Raw genomic sequence first — 23,153 nt, forward strand, 5'->3', positions numbered from 1 at the left:
GCGAATGAAGCACCGGATCATCGTCCTCGGCGCCGGCTATTCCGGAGCGATCGCGGCAGGTCGGCTCGCCAAGCGGCTGCGCCGGGACGACGTCACCATCACCCTCGTCAACGCCGAGCCGGACTTCGTCGAGCGGGTCCGGATGCATCAGCTGGCCGTGGGCCAGGAGCTCAAGCCCCGCCCGCTGGACGAGATGTTCGCCGGTACCGGCGTCGAGGTGAGGCTCGCCAAGGTCACCTCGATCGACGTGGACGGGAAGTCGGTCAAGGTGCAGGGCGCGGAGGGCACGGCGGAGCTGTCGTACGACACCCTCGTCTACGCCCTCGGCAGCGCCGGGAACGACCACGGCGTCCCCGGTGTCACCGAGCACGCCCACCAGATCGCGAGCCGTCCCGGCGCGCTGCGGTTGCGCGAGCGCCTGGCCGGGATGGCCGAGGGCGAGACGGTCCTCGTCGTGGGGGGCGGCCTGACCGGCCTGGAGTTCGTGACAGAGGTGGCCGAGGCCCGCCCGGACCTCGACATCGCCCTTGCCACCCGCGCCGAACTGGGCGACTGGCTCTCCCCGAAGGGCCGTGCGCACCTGCGCAAGGTCGTCGACCGGCTCGGCATCACGGTGCACGAGAACGCCACGGTGACCGCGGTCGGGGCGGACCAGGTCACGACCTCGGACGGCCGGACGCTGCCGGCCGCCGTCACCGTCTGGACGACGGGCTTCGCGGCCCACCCCCTGGCCGCGTCCACCACCCTCGAACTGGCTGACGACGGCCGTATCGTGGTCGACGGCACTATGCGTTCCGTCTCGCACCCGGACGTGTACGCGATCGGCGACGCCGGCCACGCCCTCGGTGCCGGCGACAAGCCGCTGCGCATGTCCTGCGCCTCGGGCACCCCGATGGCCTGGCAGGCCGCCGACTCCATCGCGGCCCGGCTGACCGGTGGCAAGCTGCCGAACGCCCCGCTGCGCTACTTCAACCAGTGCATCTCGCTCGGACGCAAGGAGGGGCTGATCCAGTTCGTCACCGCCGACGACCGCGCCGTGGACCGCGCCCTGACCGGCCGCTTCGCGGCCCGCTACAAGGAACTGGTCTGCAAGGGCGCGGCATGGGGGGTCGCCAACCCGACCATGGGCATGCCGGTGCGGCGCCGGCGGGTGGTGGCGAGCCGCCCGGCATCGGAGGGGACGGCACGGGTGGCGGCGTGAGGTACTGGGGCCGTACGCGCGGCACGGAGGACCCGGACCGCTCCGGTGTTCTCCGTGCCGCGCGGTGACCGCCCTGCTGACCTGGTCCGTCGCAGGGACGTGGAAGCTACGACGGCGCCGGAGCCGAGGGAAGCAGCGGGCCCTCACGAGAGGGTTGCGACGAGGGGGTTGCGATGAGGGGGTTGCGACGAGGGGTTGCGGCTCACCGGTCCGCATGACGCTCGCCAGGTGGTCCCGGACGCCGGGGGCATGGTGCAGACGTACGGTCCCGGCGGACCGTCCCGGCTGGGCCCCACGACTCCTGCCGTCTCAGCCGGGTCGCGGGTCGCGGTCCCGGCTCGGCCGGGCAGCCGGTCGCGGTGTCAGTTCAGCCGGGCAGCGGGCCGCCGTCTCGGCTCGGTCCGGCAGCGGGCCGGCGCGGCCGGACCGATGAGTTCGCCGGTCGCCTGAGGTCTGCCCTTCGACACACCCGCACCGTCGGCCGATCAGGAAGAGCCGGATCGCGTTGTCACGGTGGAGAGAGGGAGGCCAGGATGAGCAATCCGATTCGGCTGTACATGTCGATGTCGCTCGACGGCTTCATCGCCGGACCGGACGACCGGCCGGGGCAGGAGCTCGGACGCGACGGCGGACGGCTCTTCAACTGGCTCGACGACCGGGAGTCCGACGGTCCCAGCGGCCAGGTGTACCGCGAGGCGCTGGCGACCGGCGCGTTGATCTCCGGCCGTCGGACCTTCGAACTCGCCGGGCGCTGGCAGGGCGACCACCACGACGGCGTGCCGATCTTCGTCCTAACCCACCAGGTCGACGACGGCGACGTGCCCCCCGGTCACGCGCGTTTCGTCACCGATGTCGAGGACTGTGCCCGTCTGGCGCGCGCGGCCGCGGGCGACCGTGCGGTCATGGTCCACGGGGCACAGGCAGCCCAAGCGCTCCTGCGGGCAGGGCAGTTGGACGAGATGGAGATCCACCTGGTGCCGGTCCTCCTCGGAGCCGGCCGCCGGCTGTTCGACCACCTGGGCACCGGTCACATCGAACTCGAACCGGTGCGGCGGCTCGAGGATCGGGGCGTGACGCATCTGCGCTACCGGGTGCGCCGGTCCGAGGGGGCGGCGTGAGGACGCTCTTCGTCGGCTATCGCGTCACCGATCTCGACCGCTCGCTCCGCTTCTACACAGCCCTGGGCTACGCCGAACTGGGCAGAGTCGAGACCGGTGACGGGGCTCGCCTGGTGATCCTCAAGTTCCCGGACGAACCGGCGGCCTCACTCGAACTCGTCCACCGACCCGGCGCCGGACCGGTCGACGTGGGCAGCGGTTTCGACCACCTCGCGATCCAGGTGGACGACCTCGCCACCGCCCTCCGGACGCTGACCGAAGCCGGCCTGACGCCCGGCCCCCTCCAGTACCCGGGCGGCACCCAAGGCCCGAGGACGTCGTGGCTCACGGACCCGGACGGCTATCGGATCGAGCTGGTGGAGTGGCCGAGCGGGCATCCCGACGGCCTCACCGCAGCGGACTTCGCGTGAGAGCGCCACGCTCCGCGAAGCGCTGATCAGAGGGTGATGAAGGGCGAGTGCTCGGCAAGCAGGACCCGCCGCAGCAACCAGCGAAGACGCGGCAGGGCCCGGCGACGCGAGGACACGGGTGTGGACATGACCCCTCCAGATGTAAGGTACGTCTAGCGGCGTACCTTTATGGAAGGTACGGCAGCGGGCGTACCTTGTCGAGAGGTGAAGTGATGGCGTCGAGCGAGTTGCCGCACCCTGATGCGGACGATCTGCGGATCGGGCCGATCCTGTTGGCTCTCGCCGACGACAACCGTCGTCGGGTCATCGCCGAACTGGCCGCCCGGCCGGACGAGGAGAGGCTCTGCGCCTCTTTCGACCTGCCGGTCAGCAAGTCGAGCCGCACCCATCACTGGCGGGTGCTTCGCGAGGCGGGCCTGGTCCATCAGCGAGATGCCGGGAACAGGCTCTACATGCGCCTCCGCAAGGAGGACCTGGACCGTCGGTTCCCCGGTCTGGTCGAGGCTGTGGTGACTGCGGACCAGCCCACGGACTGACCAGGAAAGCCGACAGCGGTCCGGCGGGGAGCACGTGAAAGGCGACCAGTGGGTCCGGCGCACGCCTGACGACACGGCCGAGCCGCACTCAGGCCGTGGCGTCCACGTCCGGGATGTCCAGGACCCGCAGAAAGGCGGTCGCCGCCGGAGTGCGGCTCCCGGCGCGCCAGATGACGTACTCCACCCGCGCGGGCGCGTCGACGACCTCGACGGTGGTCACGCCGCTGAGCTGGGCGGCGTAGGCGGAGGGGAGCATCGCCACGCCGAGACCCTGCCCGACCAGCCGGGCCAGGAAGTCGGCGTTGGTCACCTCGAACGCCACGTCGCGGACCAGGCCCGCCGCGGCGAAGGCCAGGTCGGACTGGGCGCGGCCGGCGGTCTTGGCCGGGAGGTCCACGAACACCTCCGAGCACAGCCGCCGCAGGTCGACGGTCGGCTCGGCGGCGAGAGGGTGATCCGGGGCGACGACGGCGACGAGCCGGTCCCGGGCGAGCTCCCGCACACCGACTCCTTGGGGCCGCATCGTCGTCGGCAGCCCGAGGAAGGCGACCTCGATGGTGCCCTGCTTGACCTGGTCGACGAGGTCGTCGCTGGCGCCGACGCGGAGACTGATGCGCACCTGCGGATAGCGCTGGTGGTAGTCGCGCAGCGCGCCCGGGATGTCGACGGCGGTGACGGACGGGATCACGCCCACGGCCAGCTCCCCGCGGACCTCACCGATGGCGGCGGCGACTTCCAGTGACGCGCGTTCGGCGGACTCCAGGCACTGCCGGGCGGCGGGAAGGAACGCCGCACCGGCCGGTGTGAGCCGGACCCGGCGGGTGGTGCGCTCGAAGAGCTTGGCGCCCAACTCCTGCTCCAGCCGGGCGATCTGATGGCTGAGGGCGGACTGGACGACCAGACAGCGCTCGGCGGCACGGGTGAAGCTGTTCGTCTCGGCGACGGCGACCACGTAGCGCATCTGTTGCAGCTCCATGGTGATCCATCGTGCACCACGATAAATGAGATGACAAACATGTGTTGGACTCATTGATGCCGACCGGTCCACCATGTGAAGGAGCCACACCGCCCCGCCGAATCGCGACGTCGGCGCACCGGAGCCGGGTGGCGAATTCCTCGTTCTGACCGGAAGGACCGGTTTCCCATGCCCCATCTGCCATCACGGTCGGCAGAAGTCGCCGCCGATACGAGTTTCGGGCCGTCACGAGCGATTTCCTTTCGACGGGCTGCCGTCAAGGAATCCGACCTGAACGCAAATCCGTTACCTGGCCTCCGCGTTGGCGATGACAGCTCTTCCGAAGCGGAGGCCAGTGCGCCATGAACAGTGGCCGGCAACTCCTCGTCTCGGGTGTGACGGCGCTTGCGCCGGCGATCTGGGGGAGCACCTACCTGGTCACGACGGAATGGCTGCCACCGGAACGTCCCATGCTCGCCACCACGGTGCGGGCGCTGCCCTCGGGCCTGATCCTGCTGCTCATCTCCCGCACCCTGCCCAACGGCACGTGGCTGTGGCGGTCCCTGGTCCTGGGAACGCTCAACATCGGTGCATTCAACCTGCTGTTGTTCGTCGCCGCCTACCGTCTGCCCGGCGGCGTCGCGGCGATGATCATGGCGGTGCAGCCGATGATCGTGCTGATCCTGGCAGCGCTCGTCATCGGCGACAGACCTCGCGCCGCACATGTCATGGCCTGCGGTCTCGGCGCGGTCGGTGTCGTCCTGCTGGTGTTCAAGGGACCGGCGGCCCTCGACCTGGCCGGCGTGGCGGCCGCACTGGGCGGCGCTGCCTGCATGGCCACCGGCATCACCTTCACCAAACGCTGGGGCCGGCCCGAAGGTGTGGGTCTGATTCCCTTCACCGGCTGGCAGTTGACGGCGGGCGGCCTGGTGGCGCTGCCCTTCACCCTGTCCGTCGAAGGGCTGCCGACCTCCCTGACGGGGACCAACCTCGTCGGGTTCGCCTACCTCATCTCCCTCGGCGCGGTCATCAGTTACACGCTCTGGTTCCGCGGGATCGAGAAGCTGCCGGCCCTGGCGGTCTCCTTCCTGGCCCTCGGCAGCCCGATCGTGGCGACCGTCCTCGGCATCGCCTTCGAGCACGAGACGCTCGCGGCGCCCCAGGTGGTCGGCACTGTGCTGATCCTCCTCGCCGTGGTGCTCGCGCAGCCCCGGCAGGCCACACCGCGCACGACGACGACCACCGAAGGGCTTCCCACCCGGCAGGACTCCGCGGTGCACGAACCGAAAGCCACAGCGGGCCGCACCGGAGCCGGTTCGTGACGCCCTGTGCGCACCTCCCTGTCCTCATCAGATCGCTGGAGCAGTCATGTCCCCGCAGTCAAAGCAGAGTTCGAACCCGGCCGTGAAGGGCTGGCTGGGCGTCGCCGCCATCACCGCCAGCCTGTTCGTCTTCCTCACCACCGAGTTGATGCCCGTAGGCCTGCTCACGCCGCTCAGCAGGAGCCTCGACATCTCCGTCGGTGTCGCAGGCCTCATGGTGACCGCACAGGGCGTCGCGGCCGGGCTCGGCGTACCGTTCATCGTCGCCTGGACAAGGCGCGTCGACCGACGCCTTCTGCTGTCCACCCTGCTGGCCGTGCTGGCCTTGGGGAACCTCATCACCTCCGTGTCGCCCAACTACCCGCTGATCCTCGCGACCCGGCTGTGCATGGGATTCGCCAGCGGCGTGTTCTGGGCCATCGGTGTGAGCATGGCCATGTGGATCGTGCCCGAGCGCCACGCGAGCCGGGCCGCCGCGGTCGTGATGTCCGGCATCTCCATCGCCACGGTCGTGGGAATCCCGCTCGGCACCGTCATCGAAGCCCACACGAACTGGCGCACCACCTTCGCCCTCTGGGCCGGCCTCAGCCTGCTGGTGTTCCTCGCCGTCGCGGCGGTCATCCCCTCGCTGCCGTCGGAGAACGCGGTGCCGGTCCGGGAGGTCTTCGGCCTGCCGGCCACGAACGGACAGCTCCGTACGGTGCTGCTCATCGTCGTCTTCTTCGTGCTCGGCCACTTCGGTGCCTACACGTTCGTGCGCCCCTACCTGGAGGACGAGGCATCCGTCCCGGCCGGCTTCATCACGGCGGTGCTGATCATCTTCGGTGTGGGCGGCGCCATCGGGAACTTCGTCGCCGGATACACCGTCAACAGGAGCCTCCGGGGAACCTTCGTCGTCGGCCTGGTCGGGATTCTGACGGCCCTGCTGCTGCTTCGCACCGTCGGTGACGGGAAGTCCGGCGCCGTCGTCGCGCTGGTCCTGTGGGGGCTGTCCTTCGGCGCGGTGCAGCTCTCCCAGATCAACATGACGCTGGCCGCGGCACCTGAGACGTTCGAGGCCGCGATGTCGCTCAACACGATGGCGTACAACACCTGCATCGCGCTCGGAGCGCTGTTCGGCGGACTGTTTGTGGACCATGTGGGTGTCACCAGCGTCATCTGGTTCGGAGTGGTTCTGGCTGGTGCGTCACTGCTTCTCAGACTCGGCACCGGTCGGGAGAAGCGGACTTCGACGAGCGCGCTCTCCGATCTCCAGGTCCCCGCGGACGGCGACGGCGCGCAGTCGGCGACTGGTACCAGCAGCCGATGAGCGGCTCCCACAGCAGTCCCGTTCTCGGCGGTGTCGACGTGCGCGGCCGTGACATCGTGGCCGCGTGACGCACGAAGACGGAGCGGAAGACGAAGAGATCTGGCTGGCGACTCAGCGGCCGTCGCGGATACGCGAGGTCCAGGCCGGTCGGCTGGCCTGGACCGAGGTGGACCTGATCGACGTCGAGAGCGGGTTCGCGCATGCGTTGCGTGACGGGCTGGAAGTGTTCGGAATCCGGGTGAACCATCTGCGGGTCGGTCAGCCCCGCCATCTGGTGGCCGCACTGGACGGCAGCAGACCGATCGCACCGTACGTGATCCTGTCCTGTCACGGCGACGAGGGACGCATTCTGCTGGAAGGAGTGGCCGAAGAACTGGCGAGGTACCAGCCGTTCAACGGGCCGGTCGGGCCGGACCAGGTACGCGAACACTTCCGACTGCCAGGCAGCGTCACCCTCGTCACCGGCTGCGACACGGGGGACCCTCGCCTCGCCGACGCCTTCCTCGACGCCGGCGCCGGTACGTACATCGCCCCCCGCGGAGCCCCCTTCGGATACGCGAGCGTGTTCGCCCCGTTGTTCTTCTTCTACGAACTGACCGAGCGGCGCACCCCCGCGGAAGCCGTCGCACGACTGCGAGCGCACGACAACGAACTCGCCATGTGGCAGATGTACCGACGCTGACCGGAGGTTCTCCAGCTCGTACGGACGGAGGAGCCGTGATCAGCGCCGGGCCGCTCCAGGACTTCGGTAGGTGGGGCCTCGCCGCGCAGGCGAGCGACGACTACGGTGCGGGGGTGACCGATCTCGAAATCGTGGCTCGTGGGCTGCTTGGTGGCGAACGCTTTGCCGAACAGATGAGATGCCATCCGCGGCTGCCACTGGTGGCCTGCTCGGACTCCGAGCGTCCGGCCGTCCACATCTGGGACTGCGGCCAGGGGCGGCTGCGCGAACTCGGCACGGTGGGTCTCACCTCGAACGCCTATGGAGACGCCTTCGGTTGGGAACGGGCCGAGCGGACGCCTGCGGTGGCGTGGCACCCGGACCGGCCACTGCTTGTCGTCGCAGGGGAGGACGGACTGCGGCAGTGGACTCCCGCGGGCGTCCGCGAGCCGGAAGGGGCTCCGGCCACCGCCTCTTACCGCAGTCTGGCTTTCAGCCCCGACGGACAGAGCCTCTGGGGTTCACCGTCCTGCCGCGACGACGGCGACGGGTGGGAGAGCTCGGACATCCTCGACCTTGCCTCCGGAACCGTCGAGGCCGGACCGCCCTGGGACACGGGAGTGACGCTGCACCCCGGCGGCGGCCTTGTCGCCACGCTCACCAGCGACCAAGGAGCCACGCACTGCCTCTTCGCGCGAGTCGAAACGGGGACCGCGTCCGCCGTGATGCGGCCGCTCCGCCGGGCACTGATCCTGGACTGCGACGGCTACGAGACTCCGCTCTTCAGCGCGGACGGACGTCACTTCGCGATTCGTGGCAACGCGTACGACAACTCAGTGGAGGTCTTCGGCTTTCCGTCCTTGCGCCGGGTTCTGGCCACCACCCTCGGCGACCCCAGCCCTGGTTACCCGTACCCGCAGGAGTGGCTCGACCAGATGCAGGCCTGGTCGCGTCACAACATTGCCTTCGGGGCACAACCGGGTGTGCTGTGGATCGCAACGCCCGCGGGGACGCTGGTCGAGGTCGAGGTCGACCTCGAGACCCGGCAAGCCGTCGAGCACGATGTGCTGACCGGATCCCGACTGACCGCGCTCGCTGCCACTGCGACCGGTGAGCTCCTGGTGGCCGACAGCACGGGGGAGCTGGTGCTCTTGTCCGTGCTCTCCGGCGCCAAGCAGAACTTCACTGCGGGCAAGGAGAGTTCCAGGGCTGCGGCCGCCACGTTCCTGGCGACCACCACCGAGGTTCCGGAGGACGTCGACGACCTGGAGTCGCACCTTGTCGTGACGGACGGAACCCGCACCTGGGAAGCAGACGATCTGGCGACGACGACCGAGGCCGACCCCACGGATCCGACCTGGCTTCAGCTTCGAGCCGCCATCAATGCGGCGCAGGCACAGCCCCAGGGCGAAGAAGCCGTCGCGGCAGGCACTCCGCCTGCGACGACACAACTACCTTCCTGAGAAGCCGGCCGTAGATCGCAGCGAGGGCACGGCGCTGGGCACTGTCCGCTCGGCGTGGCCTGACTGATGATTCTTGGTGGACATCCTTTTCCCGGTGGACTTCTCCTGACCAGGTACGAGACGAGGCGCTGAGTGCCCGCCCCCGCCTCTCAAGTCAGTGCCTGGCCGTCCTGGTGGGCCCGGACTCCGTCTCACCGCTGCGCGGAGCACGCCGTTGCGTGCGGTAGTCGTAGTACGCCCACGCCACCACCGTCACGGCGGCCGTGACTGCGACTGCCACGATCCTTACGGCTCCGCTGGTCATCGCGGCGGCCAGACCCGTCAGACCTGCGCCGCCCAGCATGAGCACGCGACTGACGAACCGCTGTCTGGGCGGTTGCGGGTCCTCCCGGTCCTTGAGGTCGTGCACCGCGTCCCGAGCCGGATGTACGGAACCGCGCCGGACGCGGGCACGGTAGGTCAGTCCGTAGCTGATCAGTGCGTACAGTGCGAGAGCGGCAAGGATCCAGAGCCAGGCGTACGGGTCGTCACTTGATCCGCGTGCCAGATTCATGACGCCTGTCCTCCACAGTGGGCTTCACCGGTGAGTGGATCTCAACTTCGGTCTTCTGCACGGGCGGCGGCGGCAGGGTCCGCGGGACGGAAACACGCCGTCACCGTCTTGCCGTGCCGCTGACACCTCATGCCCCACTCATCGGCGAGCTTGCGCACGATGGACACCCCGCGGCCGGATACCGCGCCCTGCTCCGGTTCGCGCTGCCGCGGCAGCGACGGGTCCTCGTCGTGAACGCTCACCTGTAGGCAGTCACCGTCCCAGGTGAGAACCAGGTACGCGTCACTGTGTGCGTGGACGTGCGCATTGGTGATCAGCTCGGACACCGCCAGCACGATGGCGTCCACCGTCTCCGGCTCCGCGGCGGTCCACGGCAGGGACTCAAGACGCTTGCGTGTCCACTCCCTGCCGACACGCACTCCTTCGGACATGGGGAACGAGTGCGCCCACCCCATCGCCTTCACCGCCACTGTGCGACTTCCTCTCCTCGACCCGCCAGACGTCGCGTGCACGCACCGTGTACCCGGCCCCCGGCACAACAGGCATGACGACGCTTTTCCTCGCGGACGTGATCGAAATCGGGAAACAGAAGGACCGGACTCTTTCGTGAAAGGGCAGGTTCGGGGGCGGCGCGCGGTCGACATCCGGGAATGAGAACCGCTTCAGAGGGCCCCAACCCTCTGAAGCGGAGTCAATTTCTCAGTGGACAGGTTGTGTTGTGCTGCCTCCTGACGTGCGGTCTACCAGCCGACGGCCACCAGGAGCCACTGCGGGTCGGCGTGGGAGACGAAGGAGGACTGGCTCGCCACGTCGTCGTAGGGGAATCCGTAGGCGAGGTGGTTGATGGCGTTGTCGTGCCAGAACTTGGCGTAGTAGTTCGCCGGCGCCGCCTTGTAGAACTGTGCCGGGTCGGACTGCTGGGAGGCCGGCAGTGTGGCGACGTGGCGGTTGAGGGCCGCGCACATGTCGGGGTTGTTCGCCAGGGAGGCGGCGCAGCCGAAGATGTCGGAGGTGGCCGCGTTCACGCCCACGGACTGGGCGTAGGCGGTGAAGTAGTTGGCGTTGGCGCCGCCGGCGCGGAAGCTCGGGTCGCTGCCGGGCGCGATGATCCGGTACGGGGCCTGGGTCTGGGCCAGCACCTTGAACTCGTTCGGCACGGCGTTGGTGAAGCGCTGGAAGGTGGTGGCGCGGTCCTCGGCGAAGGTCTGCCGGTTCTCGCCGACCTCGACGTCGTAGCCGTCCTTGCTGTGCAGGCGCATGGCCAGCTTCAGGCCGAAGGCGTCGACCCGGGTGGTGTTGCCGTTGAAGACGTTGTTGCCGACGGTGAACTCGATGAAGTCGTAGTACGGACTGTTGGGCGAGCCGAGGTAGAAGTACATGCGGCCCGCGGAGTTGGCCGGCATGTCGAGGTAGGGCTGCTCGGCGATGGAGTGCGTCTGGCCGTTGAAGCTCCAGTACACCTGGCTGTCGGGGTACTTGCCGTTGGTGCGGTTGAGGATCTTCACCTGGACGACGTTGTGCGCGGGGGGTATGTCGCTGGTGCTGCCCCAGAAGTCGTCCGGCGGAGTGGTGTCGCCGGGGCCGTAGACCTGGAACTCCCACAGCGAGTAGCCGTACGGGGTGCCGCGGGCGGTGCCGTAGACGCGGACGTAGCGTCCGCTGCCGGAGACGGTGATGTTCTGGGTGCCGCCGGTGGCCGTGGTGGTGGAGTAGACGGTGTTCCAGGTGTTGGCGTCGGTGGAGGTCTGGATCTGGAAGGCGGTCGCGTAGGCGGCCTCCCAGTTGAGGCTCACGCGGCTGAGCTGCTGGACGGATCCGAGGTCGACCCGTATCCATTGCGGGTCGGCGAAGGCGGAGGACCAGCGGGTGCCGGTGTTGCCGTCCACGGCTGCGGAGGCGGGTGTGCCCGCGTTCTCGGTCGACGAGGCGGCGACCGGTCTGCCCTGGGACAGGAGTTGGTCCGCGGCGTGCGCGGGCGCGGGTGCCAGGGCGGTGAAGAAGGCGGCGATCAGGGCGACGACCAGGCCGAGCGCCGCGCGTGAGCGCGCGGTGCCGGACGGGGGTCTGCTGGTGGGGGTGCTGACGATCCTCTGCATCTGGAGTCTCCTCAAGCCGTACGGCATGCGGGGGGGATGGAGCAACAGCAGATTTGAGAGCGCTCTCTCGCCCAGGAGTGTTGGGGTCATGTCATCAAGGTGTCAAGGGATCCGGCGGGAGTGGACCGGGAAGGGTTTCAACTTCCGAAGGCTCGGCTGTCGGTGCGGCGGTGGGCGGCAGCGCCGATACGGGTGTCGCGGTTCGGTGGATGCCGTAATGAGGGGCGTCGCCGTGGGGTGAAGGCGCTGCGGTTCGGGGGGGCGCGGAGACGGAGCGCGTCCAACAACCCACGCAGCGACGCTCCGTGAAGTACTGCCTGGTCCGCATGCTCTACAGGGCCCTACGACTCCGACGACCCCTCGTCGTCATCGCCATCAGGGCTGCCTGGCTGGTCACGCCGCGCCGCACCTCGCCGCTCGCTCATCGAACGTGAGCGGGACGAGGTGCGGGCCGGCCGGTCGCTGGGGCCGGTCTGAGCCGGCCGTCAGGCGCGGGACGGTGTCGGGCCGAGCGGGACGTCGCCGCGCAGGGTGATGCGGTGCATGACGCGGTGCTGCTCGCCGTAGTCGCGGTTGGCGTAGTGGGCCGTGCTGCGGTTGTCCCACAGGGCGACGTCACCGGGCTGCCAGCGATGCCGTACGACGTGCTCGGGCTTGGTGAGATGGGCGTAGAGGATGTCGAGCAGGCCGCGGCTCTCGTGCTCGGAGACGCCCACGATGTGCGAGGTGAAGCCCGGGTTCACGAACAGACCCTTGCGGCCGCTCTCCGGGTGGACCCGCACCACGGGATGCTCCACCGGCGTCAGCGCGCTGAACACCTCGCCCTCCCACAGGTTGCCCTTGCCCTGCCTGCGCTGGGCCAGGTAGTAGCCGAACTCGCGGCTTCCGTCGTGGACGGCGGTCAGCGTGTCGATGTGGGCGCGCAGCCCCGGCGACAGGGACTCGTAGGCGAGCTGGCTGTCCGCCCAGTTGGTGTCGCCGCCGTTGGGCGGCAGGACCACGGCCCGCAGGACGGAGATGGCGGGCGGCCGCGCGACGAACGTCACGTCCGTGTGCCACACGTCGGCGAACCCGTTGTCCTGACTGTCGAGCGCGTACACCTCGGGGGCCACGTCCCCCGAGTCGTGGACGGGATGACCGACGGTGACCTCGCCCAGCCTCCGCCCGAACTCGATCTGCGCCGCGTCGTCGAGCGTGTGCTGGCCGCGGACGAACAGCACCTTGTGCGCCACGAGCGCTTCGCGCAGGGCGAGGACCTGCTCGTCGTCGAGGCGGGCGAGGTCGATGCCGTGGAGTTCGGCTCCGAAGTTCGGGCCGAGGTGGACGAGGGGCAACCCGGTCGCGGCCGGGCGCTCGCTGAGGATGCTCACGAGGAAGTCCTTTCCTGGAGGGGGAGTTCAGGCCGCAGCAGCGGTCTTGACGGCGTGGGAGACCTGTGCGCGCAGTGCGGCGAACTCGGGGGAGTCGCGCAGCCCTTCGGCGTCGACGTCACCGCGCGGGAGGGGGACCGGCAGGTCCAGGGCCACGGTGCCGGGACTCTTCGTCAGCACCACGATCCGGGAGCCCAGGAACACCGCCTCTTCGGCGGAGTGGGTGACGAACACGGCGGTGCGACCGGTCCGTTCGGTCACCCGGCGCACATCCTCCTGGAGGCGTTCACGGGTCAGGGCGTCCAGCGCCGCGAACGGTTCGTCCAGCAGGAGCAGCGGATTCTCGGCGGCCAGGGCCCGGGCGATGGCCACGCGTTGCTGCTGTCCGCCGGAGATCTCCCAGGTGCGCCGGTTCTCGGTGCCCTCCAGGCCGACCCGGGCCAGCAACTCGGCGCGGCGCGCGGGCCATTGGGTGCGCTCGACGCCCGCGTACCGCAGCGCCAGGTCGATGTTGCCGCGCACGGTCCGCCACGGGAACAGCCGAGGCGTCTGGAAGACGACGCCGGCCGCGTCGCCGGGCCGTGGCTCGGTGCCGGACACGCGTACCGAACCGTGCGTGGGGCGCTCGAACCCGGCGATCAGCCGCAGCAGGGTGCTCTTGCCGCAGCCGGAGGCGCCCACGAGGACCAGGAACTCACCGGCGGGGACGGTCAGATCGACCGGGCCGGCCGCGGTGAACGTCTCGCCGCCGCGACCGTACTCGTGGGTGACGCGGTCGAGGCGGATGGAACCGGCGGGCGCGGTCTCCGTCCCGTGCGCGATCGTCGTGCTCTCACTTGACGGCATCGGACAGGCCCTCCAGGTAGAACGCCTTGCGGACGGTGTCCTTCGACGGCGCGGCCTCGATCTGCTTCTGGTCGGCCAGGAAGGCGGCGGTGTCGGTGACGTAGGTGAGCAGCTTGCCCGGGCCGCTGTCGGTGCCCAGCCAGTCGGCGGAGACCACCTGCTCCGGGGTGAGGAAGACTCCCTGCGCGAGTTGGGCCTTCGCGTCGGCGGTACTGATGTTGATCTCGGCCGCGACGGCCTTGACCGAGCCCGCCGGATCCGACCGGAGCAGCCGCAGCGCCTCGGCCTGTGCCTTGCGCCAGGCGGCGATGGCCTGCGGATCGCGGCTGATCAGGTCGTCCGACACGACGGCCAGGTCGAGGGTCGGTTTGCCCGCGGCGCCGATCTCCTTGCTGCTGGTGAGCTGGACGCCGGTCTTGCGCAGCTCGTCCAGGGTGGGCAGCCACACGTACGCGGCGTCGATGTCGCCCCGCTGCCAGGCGGCGAGGATCGCCTGCGGCTGGAGGTCGATGAGCTGGACGTCGGACGCGGCCAGACCGGCCGACTTCAGCGCGGCCAGGAGACTGTAGTGGGAGGTCGAGGCGAACGGGGTGGCTATCTTCCTGCCCTTGAGCCCGGCCACGTCGGTGACACCGGTGGACTTGCGTGCCACGAGGGCTTCGTTCTCGCCCGCCACGTCGAGGATCCACGCCACCTTGTACGGGATGGGCGAACTGCCGGAGACCCCGCGGGCGAACGGGCTGGAGCCGAGCGCGGCGATGTCGAGGGACTTGCCGATGAAGGCCTGGTTGACGCTGGCACCGGAGTCGAACTTGATCCATTTGATCGTGTACTGCGGCAGCGCCTTCTCCAGCAGCTTTCTGTTCTTCACGAGCAAGTCGCCGCTGGGGAAGGCGAAGTAGCCGATGCGCAACTGCTTGGAACCGCCGGACGTCGAAGCCGCACTGTCCGAGGAGCAGCCGGTGACGGCCGCGGACAGTCCGGCCAGGGCGCCGGCGAGGAGGAGACGACGGGAAGGACCTTCGGGGACACGGGACATGACGGCGCCGTTTCTGTGCGAGGAGATGGAAGGGAACGAAAGGGGGGTGAAGGAGGGAGGGGGACTCACGCGCGTCCGCGCCACGGCACGACCGTGCGTTCCAGCCGCAGCAGCAGGCCGTCGATGATCAGTCCGGAGGCGCCGATGGCGATGATGCCGACGAGGACGACGGGGGTGTTGTTGTAGTTGGCGGCGTCCTTGACCATGCCGCCGATTCCCGGCAGGCCGTTGACCAGCTCGGCCGCGACGAGGGACGAGTAGGCCACGCCCACGGCGAGCCGGACGCCGGTGAGCGTCTCGGGCAGGGCGGAGGGCACGACGACGTCCCTGACCACGTCCCAGCGCGACGCGCCGAGCGCACGGGCGGCTTCGACCAGATGCCTCGGCACGGCCGCGACCGCCGTGGTGGTGGACACCGCCACCGGGGGGAAGGCGGCCACGGCCAGCAGCGTCACCTTGGGCGACTCGTCGATTCCCAGCCAGATGACGAGCAGGGAGAAGTACGCCAGCGGCGGCAGCGTGCGCAGAAAGGTGATCCACGGCTCGAACAGCGAACGCAGCCACCCGACCGTGCCCATGAGCAGTCCGAGGACCACGCCGGCGGCGATGCCGATCCCGGCACCGATCGCGATGCGCCGCAGGCTGATGCCCAGGTGCTCGACGAGGGTCGTGCCGTTGTATCCGCGTACGCCGTCATGAGTGGTGGAGACGTCGACGAAGGCGTCCCACACCTTGGCGGGCGGCGGGACCAGCGTCTCGCTCCATGTGCCGCTCGCCGCCAGCAGTTGCCACAGGACGAGGAAGACGAGGAGCGAGCCGAGCGGCAGCGCGACGTGACGCAGCCGCCCCGACAGCCCCCGTCGGGGCGCACGCCGTGTGCGGACCGGATCGTCGGCGGGGGGCGGTGCGTCATGAGCTCTGGTCTGAGCGGAAGCGGTCACCACAGGTGTCCTTCCAGGGGTGCGCGACGGGAGGCGCCGGAGCGCGGGCAGCGGCGGATGCCGGCCGCCACGGCGCGACCGGTCCCGGGTGCGAGGCGTATGACGAACAGAGGAGCGCGCACCCGGAAGAGGGCGCGGCAACAGCCCACGTGCGGGACGAATCACCGCAGGGAAGGGCGCTTCAGAAGGCTCGGATCAGCAACAACAGGAGCCCGCGCGTCGGCACAGGTCGATGACCAGGCGTCGCACCAAGAGCTCAGAGATCACGAGACCTAGTTCTACCGCAGCGGCGGCGCGGCACCAACAGGTGTCCCACTTTCTGGGACAGGGGTTCTGGGACACGAGAGACTGCGCGCCCGCGGAGACCGCCATCTGACTTTGTCCTCTGTGTGGAAGAAGATGGCTCCTATTCCGCGTAAGTACTTCCCACTCTGGAAAATCGTTGTTACGTTCCTCCCCGACGGCCTGACCACGCAGTCCGCGGCGACAGGCGTCCGGGACCCAGTCATGGGTGAGGGGAGAGGGGGATCGTGAGACGGATGACTGCTCGGCCCGAGAACACCCATCAGGCGCGCCTGCTTCGTCTGCTGCGTGACAACGGGTCCAACTCCCGCGCCCAGATGGGCGATCTGGTGAACCTGTCCCGATCGAAGCTGGCGGTCGAGGTGGACCGGCTGCTGGAGACGGGCCTGGTCGTCGCGGACGGGCTGGCCCCGTCCCGGGGCGGCCGCCGGTCGCACAACATCCGGCTCGCGCCGACGCTGCGTTTCCTCGGCGTGGACATCGGTGCCACGTCGATCGACGTCGCCGTGACCAACGCGGAGCTGGAGGTCCTGGGGCGGCTGAACCAGCCCATGGACGTCCGCGAGGGCCCGGTCGCGGTCTTCGAGCAAGTCCTGGCGATGGCGGCGAAGTTGCGGGCCTCGGGGCTCGCGGAGGGTTTCGACGGCGCCGGCATCGGCGTCCCGGGGCCGGTCCGCTTCCCCGAGGGTGTACCGGTGGCTCCGCCGATCATGCCGGGCTGGGACGGCTTTCCGGTACGGGAGGCGCTCAGTCAGGAGCTGGGCTGCCCGGTCATGGTCGACAACGACGTGAACCTGATGGCGATGGGGGAGATGCACGCGGGCGTGGCACGTTCCGTGGGCGACTTCCTCTGCGTCAAGATCGGCACCGGCATCGGCTGCGGCATCGTCGCCGGTGGCGAGGTTCACCGCGGGGCCACCGGCAGTGCCGGGGACATCGGGCACATCCAGGTGGAACCGGAGGGCCGCGTGTGCGTGTGCGGCAACCGGGGCTGTCTGGAAGCCCACTTCAGCGGTGCCGCGCTGGCCGCTGACGCGGAGCAGGCCGCGCGTGAGGGCCGCTCGGCACACCTCGCCGCCCGGTTGGAGACAGCCGGACGTCTGACGGCCGAGGACGTGTCGACTGCCGCGGCGGCCGGGGACCCGGTGGCTCTGGAGCTGATCCGTGAGGGCGGGAAACGCCTGGGTCAGGTCATCGCGGGACTCGTCAGTTTCTTCAACCCGGGACTGGTGGTGATCGGCGGCGGAGTCACCGGACTGGGGCACACCTTGCTGGCCAGTGTCCGGACCCAGGTGTACCGGCAGTCGTTGCCGCTGGCCACGGGCAACCTGCCGATCGTGCTGGGGGAGTTGGGGCCGGCCGCCGGAGCCATCGGCGCGGCCCGGCTCATCAGCGACCACGTCTTCTCACCGGCCTGACCCGCTGCCCGACGCACCCCGTCAGCAGCGGATCATCACGGGCGCCGACGCAACTCGGTGGCGTCCCTCATCGAGCGCCGTCGTCCCACCCGCAACCAAGGGTCGGAGCGACCTCATCGGCGATCCCGCACACCCGGTGCGCCGCGGCAACCCCGTGACGCCCCGGCAACAGCGGGCGAGCCGCCGGAACACCGGTGGCGCCACCGCAACAGCCACAGCACCGCCGTAGGAACAGCCACGGCACCGCCGTAACGCCCGTGCGGCGTCGGCGGCCGTCACCCCCTGCACGGTTGCGGGCGATCCGGCCTGCCCTGTCCGTCGCGTTCCGCGCCACCACGACGCCAGGACTCCCACAGCCGTCCATGCGACCGACACACGCAGCACAGCCCTGCCCGCTCACGGCCCGTATCCGCCGAGGGGATTCCTCATGGCACCACAACCACCCCTGCTCACCATGTCCGGTATCACGAAGTCGTTCCCGGGCGTTCGCGCCCTGGACGGTGTGGATCTGGAGGTCCACGCCGGTGAAGTCCACTGCCTGCTCGGTCAGAACGGGGCCGGGAAGTCCACTCTGATCAAAGTGCTCGCCGGGGCACACCAGCCGGACAGTGGTGAGATCAGCTGGCGGAGCGAGCCCGTGACCCTGGGGTCGCCGGTCGCGGCCATGCGCCTGGGCATCGCCACCATCTACCAGGAACTCGACCTGATCGAGGGGCTGTCCGTCGCGGAGAACGTCTTCCTCGGGCACGAACCGACCGCCGCGGGTTTCGTCGTGCGCGGCTCGGCCGCCCGTACGGCGACCGCGGAACTGCTGGACCGCCTGGGGCACCCGGAGATCGACCCGGCGCGGCTCGTCGGTGACCTGTCGGCGGCGCAGCAGCAGATCGTCTCGATGGCCCGCGCGCTGTCCCACGAGGTCCGGTTGATCGTGATGGACGAGCCGTCCGCGGCACTCGACCCCGAAGAGGTGGACAACCTGTTCAGGATCGTGAGCGACCTGACGGCCGAGGGCGTCGCCGTCGTCTACATCTCCCACCGTCTGGAGGAGATCCGGCGGATCGGCGACCGGGTCACGGTCCTGAAGGAGGGCCGGTCGGTCGCGGGCGGCCTGCCCGCAGAGTCGACACCGACCCACGAGGTCGTGGCCCTGATGACCGGGCGGAACGTCGAGTACGTCTTCCCCGACCGGCCCGAGGCCGGGTTCGCCGCGGGGCGGGAGCCCGTGCTGAAGGTCGAAGGGCTGAGCAGGCGAGGGGAGTTCGCCCCCGTCGACCTGGAGCTGCGGCCCGGTGAGATCGTCGGCCTGGCCGGGCTCGTCGGTTCCGGGCGCAGCGAGATCCTGGAGACGATCTACGGCGCTCGCAAGCCCGACGCGGGCCGCGTCCTCGTCGAGGGCACGCCCCTGCGCCCGGGCAGTGTCCGCGCCGCCGTCGGCGCCGGCATCGGTCTCGCGCCCGAGGAACGCAAGGCGCAGGGCCTGCTGATGCTGGAGTCCGTCAGCAGCAACGTCTCGATCTCCACGCTGTCCCGGTTCGCCCGCGCGGGCTGGCTCGACCGCCGCACCGAGCGGGCCGCGACGCACCGGGCGGTGCGGGAACTGTCCCTGCGGCCGGACAACCCCGACGCCGCGATCCGGACCCTGTCCGGCGGCAACCAGCAGAAGGCCGTGCTCGCGCGCTGGCTGCTGCGGGGCTGCAAGGTGCTGCTGCTGGACGAGCCGACCAGGGGTGTCGACATCGGCGCCCGGGCGGAGCTCTACGCGGTGATCCGCCGGCTGGCCGACGAGGGCCTGGCCGTACTTCTCGTGTCCAGTGAGGTGCCCGAGGTCCTCGGGCTCGCCGACCGGGTGCTGGTGCTCCGTGAGGGCAGCGTCGTGCACACGGCGGACGCCCGGGAGCTCGACGAGCACCGCGTACTCGATCTTGTGATGGAAGGGAGCCCGACGCCATGACGCAGCCGACCACAGCGGCGCACGAGGATGTACCGACGTCCGCCGCCAAGTCCGCGGACGAGCAGGGGAGTTCACGTCGATCGGGGACACGCTGGGACGTGCGTACCCTGTCCCTGCTCGGAGTCCTCGCCGTCCTCGTGGCGGTCGGTGGGATCACCGCACCGGACGAGTTCCTCGCGACGAGCAACCTCCAACTCGTCCTCACCCAGGCCTCGGTGATCGGTGTCGTCACCGTCGGCATGACCTTCGTCATCACCAGCGGCGGCATCGACCTGTCGGTCGGGGCGATCGTCGCCCTCGCCTCGGTGTGGGCCACCACCGTCGCCACCCAGGAGTACGGCTTCGCGGGCATCCTCTTCACCGCGGTGATCGTCGGTGTGGGCTGCGGTCTCGTGAACGGCCTGCTGGTCGCCTACGGCCGGATGGTGCCGTTCATCGCGACGCTGGCCATGCTCGCCTCGGCCCGGGGCCTCGCACTGCAGATCACGGACGGCAGCACGCAGATCGTGAGCGTGGCGTCGGTGCTCGACCTGGGTTCCAGGGACTCCTACATCCTCGGCATCCCGCCCCTCGTCCTGATCTTCGCCGCGGTCACCGTGATCGGCTGGCTGGCGCTCAACCGCACCACCTTCGGCCGCCGAACCGTCGCCGTCGGCGGCAACGCCGAGGCCGCCCGGCTGGCCGGCATCGACGTCCGCCGTCAGCGCCTCTACCTGTACCTGCTGTCCGGGCTGTGCTGCGGCATCGCCGCGTTCATGCTGATCGTGCTCGCCGGCTCGGGGCAGAACACCAACGGCAACCTCTACGAGCTCGACGCCATCGCCGCGGCGATCATCGGCGGCACCCTGCTCAGCGGCGGCCGCGGCACCATCATCGGCTCCGTCCTCGGCGTCCTGGTCTTCACCACGATCACCAACATCTTCGCCCTGAACAACCTCGAGACGGCAGTCCAGCAGATCGCGAAGGGCGCCATCATCGTCGCCGCCGTCCTGGTCCAGCGCCGCTCGCTGCACGGCGACGCCTGACACCGTGCGGCACACGCCGGACGGCGGCCCCTGACACCGCCGTCCGGCCCCCGCCTCCTCCCACGGACACACACTTCCGGTCGGACTCCGTCCGACGCACACCGCCCAGTCGAAGGGTTGATCCGCCATGGCAAGAACACCCGCCACAAGCCGCAGAGCACTGCTGTTCGGGACCGCCGCCGTCTCCGCCGGCGCGCTGCTCACGGCCTGCACCAGCAACGAGCCCAAGGAGCAGGAACAGGCCGCGGACAAGGCCGCTCCGGTGGCGGACGACAAGCCGGGCAAGGCCGTCACCATCGGCTTCGCCGGACCGCAGGCCGACCACGGCTGGCTCAACGCCATCAACTCCAACGCCAAGAACCGGGCCAAGAAGTACTCGGACGTCACCCTGGAGATCACCGAGGGCTCCAACGACACGGCCCAGCAGATCGGCCAGGTGCAGACGCTGATCAACAAGAAGGTCGACGTCCTGGTGATCCTGCCGGCCGACGGCAAGGCGCTCACCCAGGTCGGCCTGCAGGCCATGAGGGCGGGTATCCCCGTCGTCAACCTGGACCGCGTGTTCGCCTCCCCGCAGGCGTACCGCTGCTGGATCGGCGGTGACAACTACGGCATGGGTCTCAACGCCGGGCACTACATCGGCGAGCAGCTCAAGGGCAAGAAGAACGCCAAGGTCGTCGAACTGGCCGGACTCGACAACCTGGAACTCACCCAGCAGCGCACCAAGGGCTTCGACGACGCCCTGAAGAACTACCCCAACATCCGCAAGGTGGCCCGCCAGGCCGCCGAGTTCACGGTGGAGTCCGGGCAGGCCAAGATGGCCCAGCTCCTCCAGGCCCAGTCGGACTTCGACGCGCTGTGGAACCACGACGACGACCAGGGCGTGGGCGCGCTGCGCGCCATCGACCAGGCCGGCCGCGACGACTTCCTCATGGTCGGCGGCGCGGGCGCCAAGTCGGCGATGGACGCCATCAAGGCCGGCAACAGCGTGCTGAAGGCGACCGTCCTGTACCCGCCGACCATGGCCGCCTCGGCCATCGACCTCGCCCGGGCGCTCGGCCAGTCCAAGGGCATCGGCGGGCTCGCCGAGTTCGAGATCCCGTCCTCGCTGACCCTGTACTCGGCCGTGGTCACCAAGGACAACGTCGACCAGTACCTGCCCACCGGCTTCATCTGACCGGACCGGCCGCGGGCCGCGCACACCACGATGAGTCAGTGACACTCCGACGAGGAGAGATCCGTATGGAACAGAGGGACGGCCGGACCGCACCGCCGACGCTCGGCGTGGGCATGGTCGGCTACGCGTTCATGGGCGCCGCGCACTCACAAGGCTGGCGCACCGCAGGGCACGTCTTCGATCTGCCGCTGCGACCGGTGATGGCCGCGGTCGCCGGACGCGACGCGCGCGGCGTGCGGGCAGCGGCCGAGAAGCACGGCTGGGCCGCGGCGGAGACCGACTGGCGTGCCCTCATAGCCCGCGACGACGTGCAACTCGTCGACATCTGCACACCGGGCGACAGCCATGCGGAGATCGCGATCGCGGCGCTGGAGGCGGGCAAGCACGTGCTGTGCGAGAAGCCGCTGGCCAACTCAGTCGGCGAGGCGGAGGCCATGGTCGCGGCCGCCGAAGCGGCCGCCGCGCGAGGCCAGTTGGCGATGGTGGGGTTCAACTACCGGCGCGTGCCGGCCCTCGCCCACGCCCGCGGCCTCATCGCGGACGGCAGGCTCGGCACACTGCGCCACGTGCGGGTGACCTACCTCCAGGACTGGCTGGTCGACCCCGACTTCCCGCTGACCTGGCGGTTGCAGCGGGAGCACGCCGGGTCGGGCGCGCTCGGCGACCTCGGAGCGCACATCGTCGACCTCGCCCAGTACCTGGCGGGCGAGGTCCTCGTCGGTGTCTCCGCCCAGACGGAGACCTTCGTCAGGGAACGCCCCCGCCTCGACGGTCCGTCCTCCGGCCTGACGGCGTCCGGCGGCTCCGAGCGGGGGCCGGTGACGGTCGACGACGCGGCTGTCTTCACGGGCCGACTCGCCTCGGGAGCACTCGCCACGTTCGAGGCGACCCGGATGGCGTCGGGACGCAAGAACGCCCTGCGCCTGGAGATCAACGGAGAGTCCGGATCGCTCGCGTTCGACCTGGAGCGGCTCAACGAGCTCTCCTTCCACGACCATCGGGAGCCCGCCGCCACGGCGGGGTTCCGCAGGATCGTCGTCACCGAGCCGGATCATCCCTACCTGGACGCCTGGTGGCCGCCGGGGCATGGTCTGGGCTACGAGCACACGTTTGTGCATCAGGCCCGTGATCTGGTCGAGGCGATCGCGTCGGGCACCGCTCCCAGGCCGTCGTTCGCCGACGGGCTGCAGGTGCAGCGGGTGCTGGCGGCGGTGGAGGAGAGCGCCGGGAAGAACTCCGTCTACACCCCGATCGCCGTCTGAGGAGGCCTGGAGACCATGCCGCGCCCGTTCACCCTGTTCACCGGCCAGTGGGCCGACCTGCCCCTGGAAGAGGTCTGCCGCCTGGCCCGCGACTTCGGCTATGACGGACTCGAACTCGCCTGCTGGGGCGACCACTTCGAGGTCGACAAGGCCCTGTCCGACCCCTCCTACCTCGACTCCCGGCACGCCCTGCTCGA

General features: G+C 69.9%; 21 protein-coding genes and 1 pseudogene. 14 read left to right on the forward strand and 8 right to left on the reverse strand.

Annotated elements, in window-relative coordinates; genetic code table 11:
• Positions 1–4: 4 nt before the first annotated feature.
• The 4 genes from ACIQJT_RS26935 to ACIQJT_RS26950 all read left to right on the forward strand — a co-directional run bounded on the left by ACIQJT_RS26935 (position 5) and on the right by ACIQJT_RS26950 (position 3,265).
• Positions 5–1,201, forward strand: a complete 1,197-nt coding sequence (locus ACIQJT_RS26935) for an FAD-dependent oxidoreductase (RefSeq protein ID WP_365464342.1) — start codon at positions 5–7, stop codon at positions 1,199–1,201.
• A gap of 533 nt (positions 1,202–1,734) precedes the next feature.
• On the forward strand, positions 1,735–2,319 hold the full coding sequence (locus tag ACIQJT_RS26940; RefSeq protein ID WP_402647663.1) for a dihydrofolate reductase family protein: 585 nt from the start codon (positions 1,735–1,737) through the stop codon (positions 2,317–2,319).
• On the forward strand, positions 2,316–2,729 hold the full coding sequence (locus ACIQJT_RS26945) for a VOC family protein (RefSeq protein ID WP_402647666.1): 414 nt from the start codon (positions 2,316–2,318) through the stop codon (positions 2,727–2,729). Before ACIQJT_RS26940 ends, ACIQJT_RS26945 begins: the two co-directional genes overlap by 4 nt.
• 212 nt (positions 2,730–2,941) lie before the next feature.
• Positions 2,942–3,265 carry a helix-turn-helix domain-containing protein gene (locus tag ACIQJT_RS26950; RefSeq protein ID WP_365464351.1) on the forward strand — a complete coding sequence of 108 codons (324 nt, stop codon included), beginning with the start codon at positions 2,942–2,944 and terminating at the stop codon, positions 3,263–3,265.
• A gap of 88 nt (positions 3,266–3,353) precedes the next feature.
• Here the strand turns inward: ACIQJT_RS26950 and ACIQJT_RS26955 are convergent, their stop codons facing one another.
• Positions 3,354–4,241, reverse strand: a complete 888-nt coding sequence (locus ACIQJT_RS26955; protein ID WP_402647668.1) for a LysR family transcriptional regulator — start codon at positions 4,239–4,241, stop codon at positions 3,354–3,356.
• A 341-nt stretch (positions 4,242–4,582) separates the two neighbouring features.
• On the opposite strand from ACIQJT_RS26955, the gene ACIQJT_RS26960 reads away from it, so the two are divergent.
• The 4 genes from ACIQJT_RS26960 (at position 4,583) to ACIQJT_RS26975 (ending at position 8,975) form a co-directional block, all read left to right on the forward strand.
• Positions 4,583–5,542 (forward strand): EamA family transporter, encoded by a 960-nt coding sequence (locus tag ACIQJT_RS26960; RefSeq protein ID WP_402647671.1) that lies wholly within the window; start codon positions 4,583–4,585, stop codon positions 5,540–5,542.
• 46 nt (positions 5,543–5,588) lie between these two features.
• The gene (locus ACIQJT_RS26965; protein WP_402647674.1) at positions 5,589–6,851 is read left to right on the forward strand and encodes an MFS transporter; all 1,263 of its coding nucleotides are present in this window, start codon (positions 5,589–5,591) and stop codon (positions 6,849–6,851) included.
• Between the two features lie 64 nt (positions 6,852–6,915).
• The gene (locus ACIQJT_RS26970; protein ID WP_402647676.1) at positions 6,916–7,533 is read left to right on the forward strand and encodes a hypothetical protein; all 618 of its coding nucleotides are present in this window, start codon (positions 6,916–6,918) and stop codon (positions 7,531–7,533) included.
• A 113-nt stretch (positions 7,534–7,646) separates the two neighbouring features.
• Positions 7,647–8,975: a hypothetical protein gene (locus tag ACIQJT_RS26975; RefSeq protein ID WP_402647679.1), complete on the forward strand. Its 1,329-nt coding sequence runs from the start codon at positions 7,647–7,649 to the stop codon at positions 8,973–8,975.
• Between the two features lie 154 nt (positions 8,976–9,129).
• Here the strand turns inward: ACIQJT_RS26975 and ACIQJT_RS26980 are convergent, their stop codons facing one another.
• The 7 genes from ACIQJT_RS26980 to ACIQJT_RS27010 form a co-directional block, all read right to left on the reverse strand.
• Complete coding sequence (locus ACIQJT_RS26980; RefSeq protein WP_365464370.1) at positions 9,130–9,528, reverse strand: hypothetical protein; 399 nt, start codon at positions 9,526–9,528, stop codon at positions 9,130–9,132.
• Positions 9,529–9,569: 41 nt separating this feature from the next.
• Positions 9,570–9,998: an ATP-binding protein gene (locus tag ACIQJT_RS26985; protein WP_365464373.1), complete on the reverse strand. Its 429-nt coding sequence runs from the start codon at positions 9,996–9,998 to the stop codon at positions 9,570–9,572.
• 270 nt (positions 9,999–10,268) lie between these two features.
• Positions 10,269–11,624, reverse strand: coding sequence for a beta-1,3-glucanase family protein (locus ACIQJT_RS26990; RefSeq protein ID WP_402647683.1), 1,356 nt, complete (start codon positions 11,622–11,624; stop codon positions 10,269–10,271).
• 485 nt (positions 11,625–12,109) lie between these two features.
• Positions 12,110–12,994 (reverse strand): TauD/TfdA dioxygenase family protein, encoded by an 885-nt coding sequence (locus ACIQJT_RS26995; RefSeq protein WP_402647686.1) that lies wholly within the window; start codon positions 12,992–12,994, stop codon positions 12,110–12,112.
• Between the two features lie 27 nt (positions 12,995–13,021).
• On the reverse strand, positions 13,022–13,840 hold the full coding sequence (locus ACIQJT_RS27000) for an ABC transporter ATP-binding protein (protein WP_402647689.1): 819 nt from the start codon (positions 13,838–13,840) through the stop codon (positions 13,022–13,024).
• Positions 13,827–14,879 (reverse strand): ABC transporter substrate-binding protein, encoded by a 1,053-nt coding sequence (locus ACIQJT_RS27005; protein WP_402647692.1) that lies wholly within the window; start codon positions 14,877–14,879, stop codon positions 13,827–13,829. The genes ACIQJT_RS27000 and ACIQJT_RS27005 overlap by 14 nt, the downstream gene beginning before the upstream one ends.
• Positions 14,880–14,944: 65 nt before the next feature.
• Positions 14,945–15,733, reverse strand: coding sequence for an ABC transporter permease (locus ACIQJT_RS27010; protein WP_256979587.1), 789 nt, complete (start codon positions 15,731–15,733; stop codon positions 14,945–14,947).
• 626 nt (positions 15,734–16,359) lie between these two features.
• On the opposite strand from ACIQJT_RS27010, the gene ACIQJT_RS27015 reads away from it, so the two are divergent.
• From ACIQJT_RS27015 to ACIQJT_RS27040, 6 genes and pseudogenes are all read left to right on the forward strand, one after another.
• Positions 16,360–17,541: an ROK family transcriptional regulator gene (locus ACIQJT_RS27015; RefSeq protein ID WP_365464384.1), complete on the forward strand. Its 1,182-nt coding sequence runs from the start codon at positions 16,360–16,362 to the stop codon at positions 17,539–17,541.
• Positions 17,542–17,968: 427 nt separating this feature from the next.
• The gene (locus tag ACIQJT_RS27020; protein WP_402647696.1) at positions 17,969–19,492 is read left to right on the forward strand and encodes a sugar ABC transporter ATP-binding protein; all 1,524 of its coding nucleotides are present in this window, start codon (positions 17,969–17,971) and stop codon (positions 19,490–19,492) included.
• Positions 19,489–20,517, forward strand: coding sequence for an ABC transporter permease (locus tag ACIQJT_RS27025; protein ID WP_402647699.1), 1,029 nt, complete (start codon positions 19,489–19,491; stop codon positions 20,515–20,517). The genes ACIQJT_RS27020 and ACIQJT_RS27025 overlap by 4 nt, the downstream gene beginning before the upstream one ends.
• Before the next feature lie 127 nt (positions 20,518–20,644).
• Entirely contained in the window at positions 20,645–21,694 is a 1,050-nt protein-coding gene (locus ACIQJT_RS27030; RefSeq protein WP_402647702.1) for a substrate-binding domain-containing protein, read from the forward strand.
• Positions 21,695–21,759: 65 nt separating this feature from the next.
• Positions 21,760–22,956 carry a Gfo/Idh/MocA family protein gene (locus ACIQJT_RS27035; protein WP_402647705.1) on the forward strand — a complete coding sequence of 399 codons (1,197 nt, stop codon included), beginning with the start codon at positions 21,760–21,762 and terminating at the stop codon, positions 22,954–22,956.
• A gap of 15 nt (positions 22,957–22,971) precedes the next feature.
• A pseudogene (locus ACIQJT_RS27040) lies at positions 22,972–23,153 on the forward strand (sugar phosphate isomerase/epimerase); the annotation flags it as partial.

Source organism: Streptomyces sp. NPDC091972 (genome assembly GCF_044756385.1).
Lineage (GTDB): Bacteria > Actinomycetota > Actinomycetes > Streptomycetales > Streptomycetaceae > Streptomyces.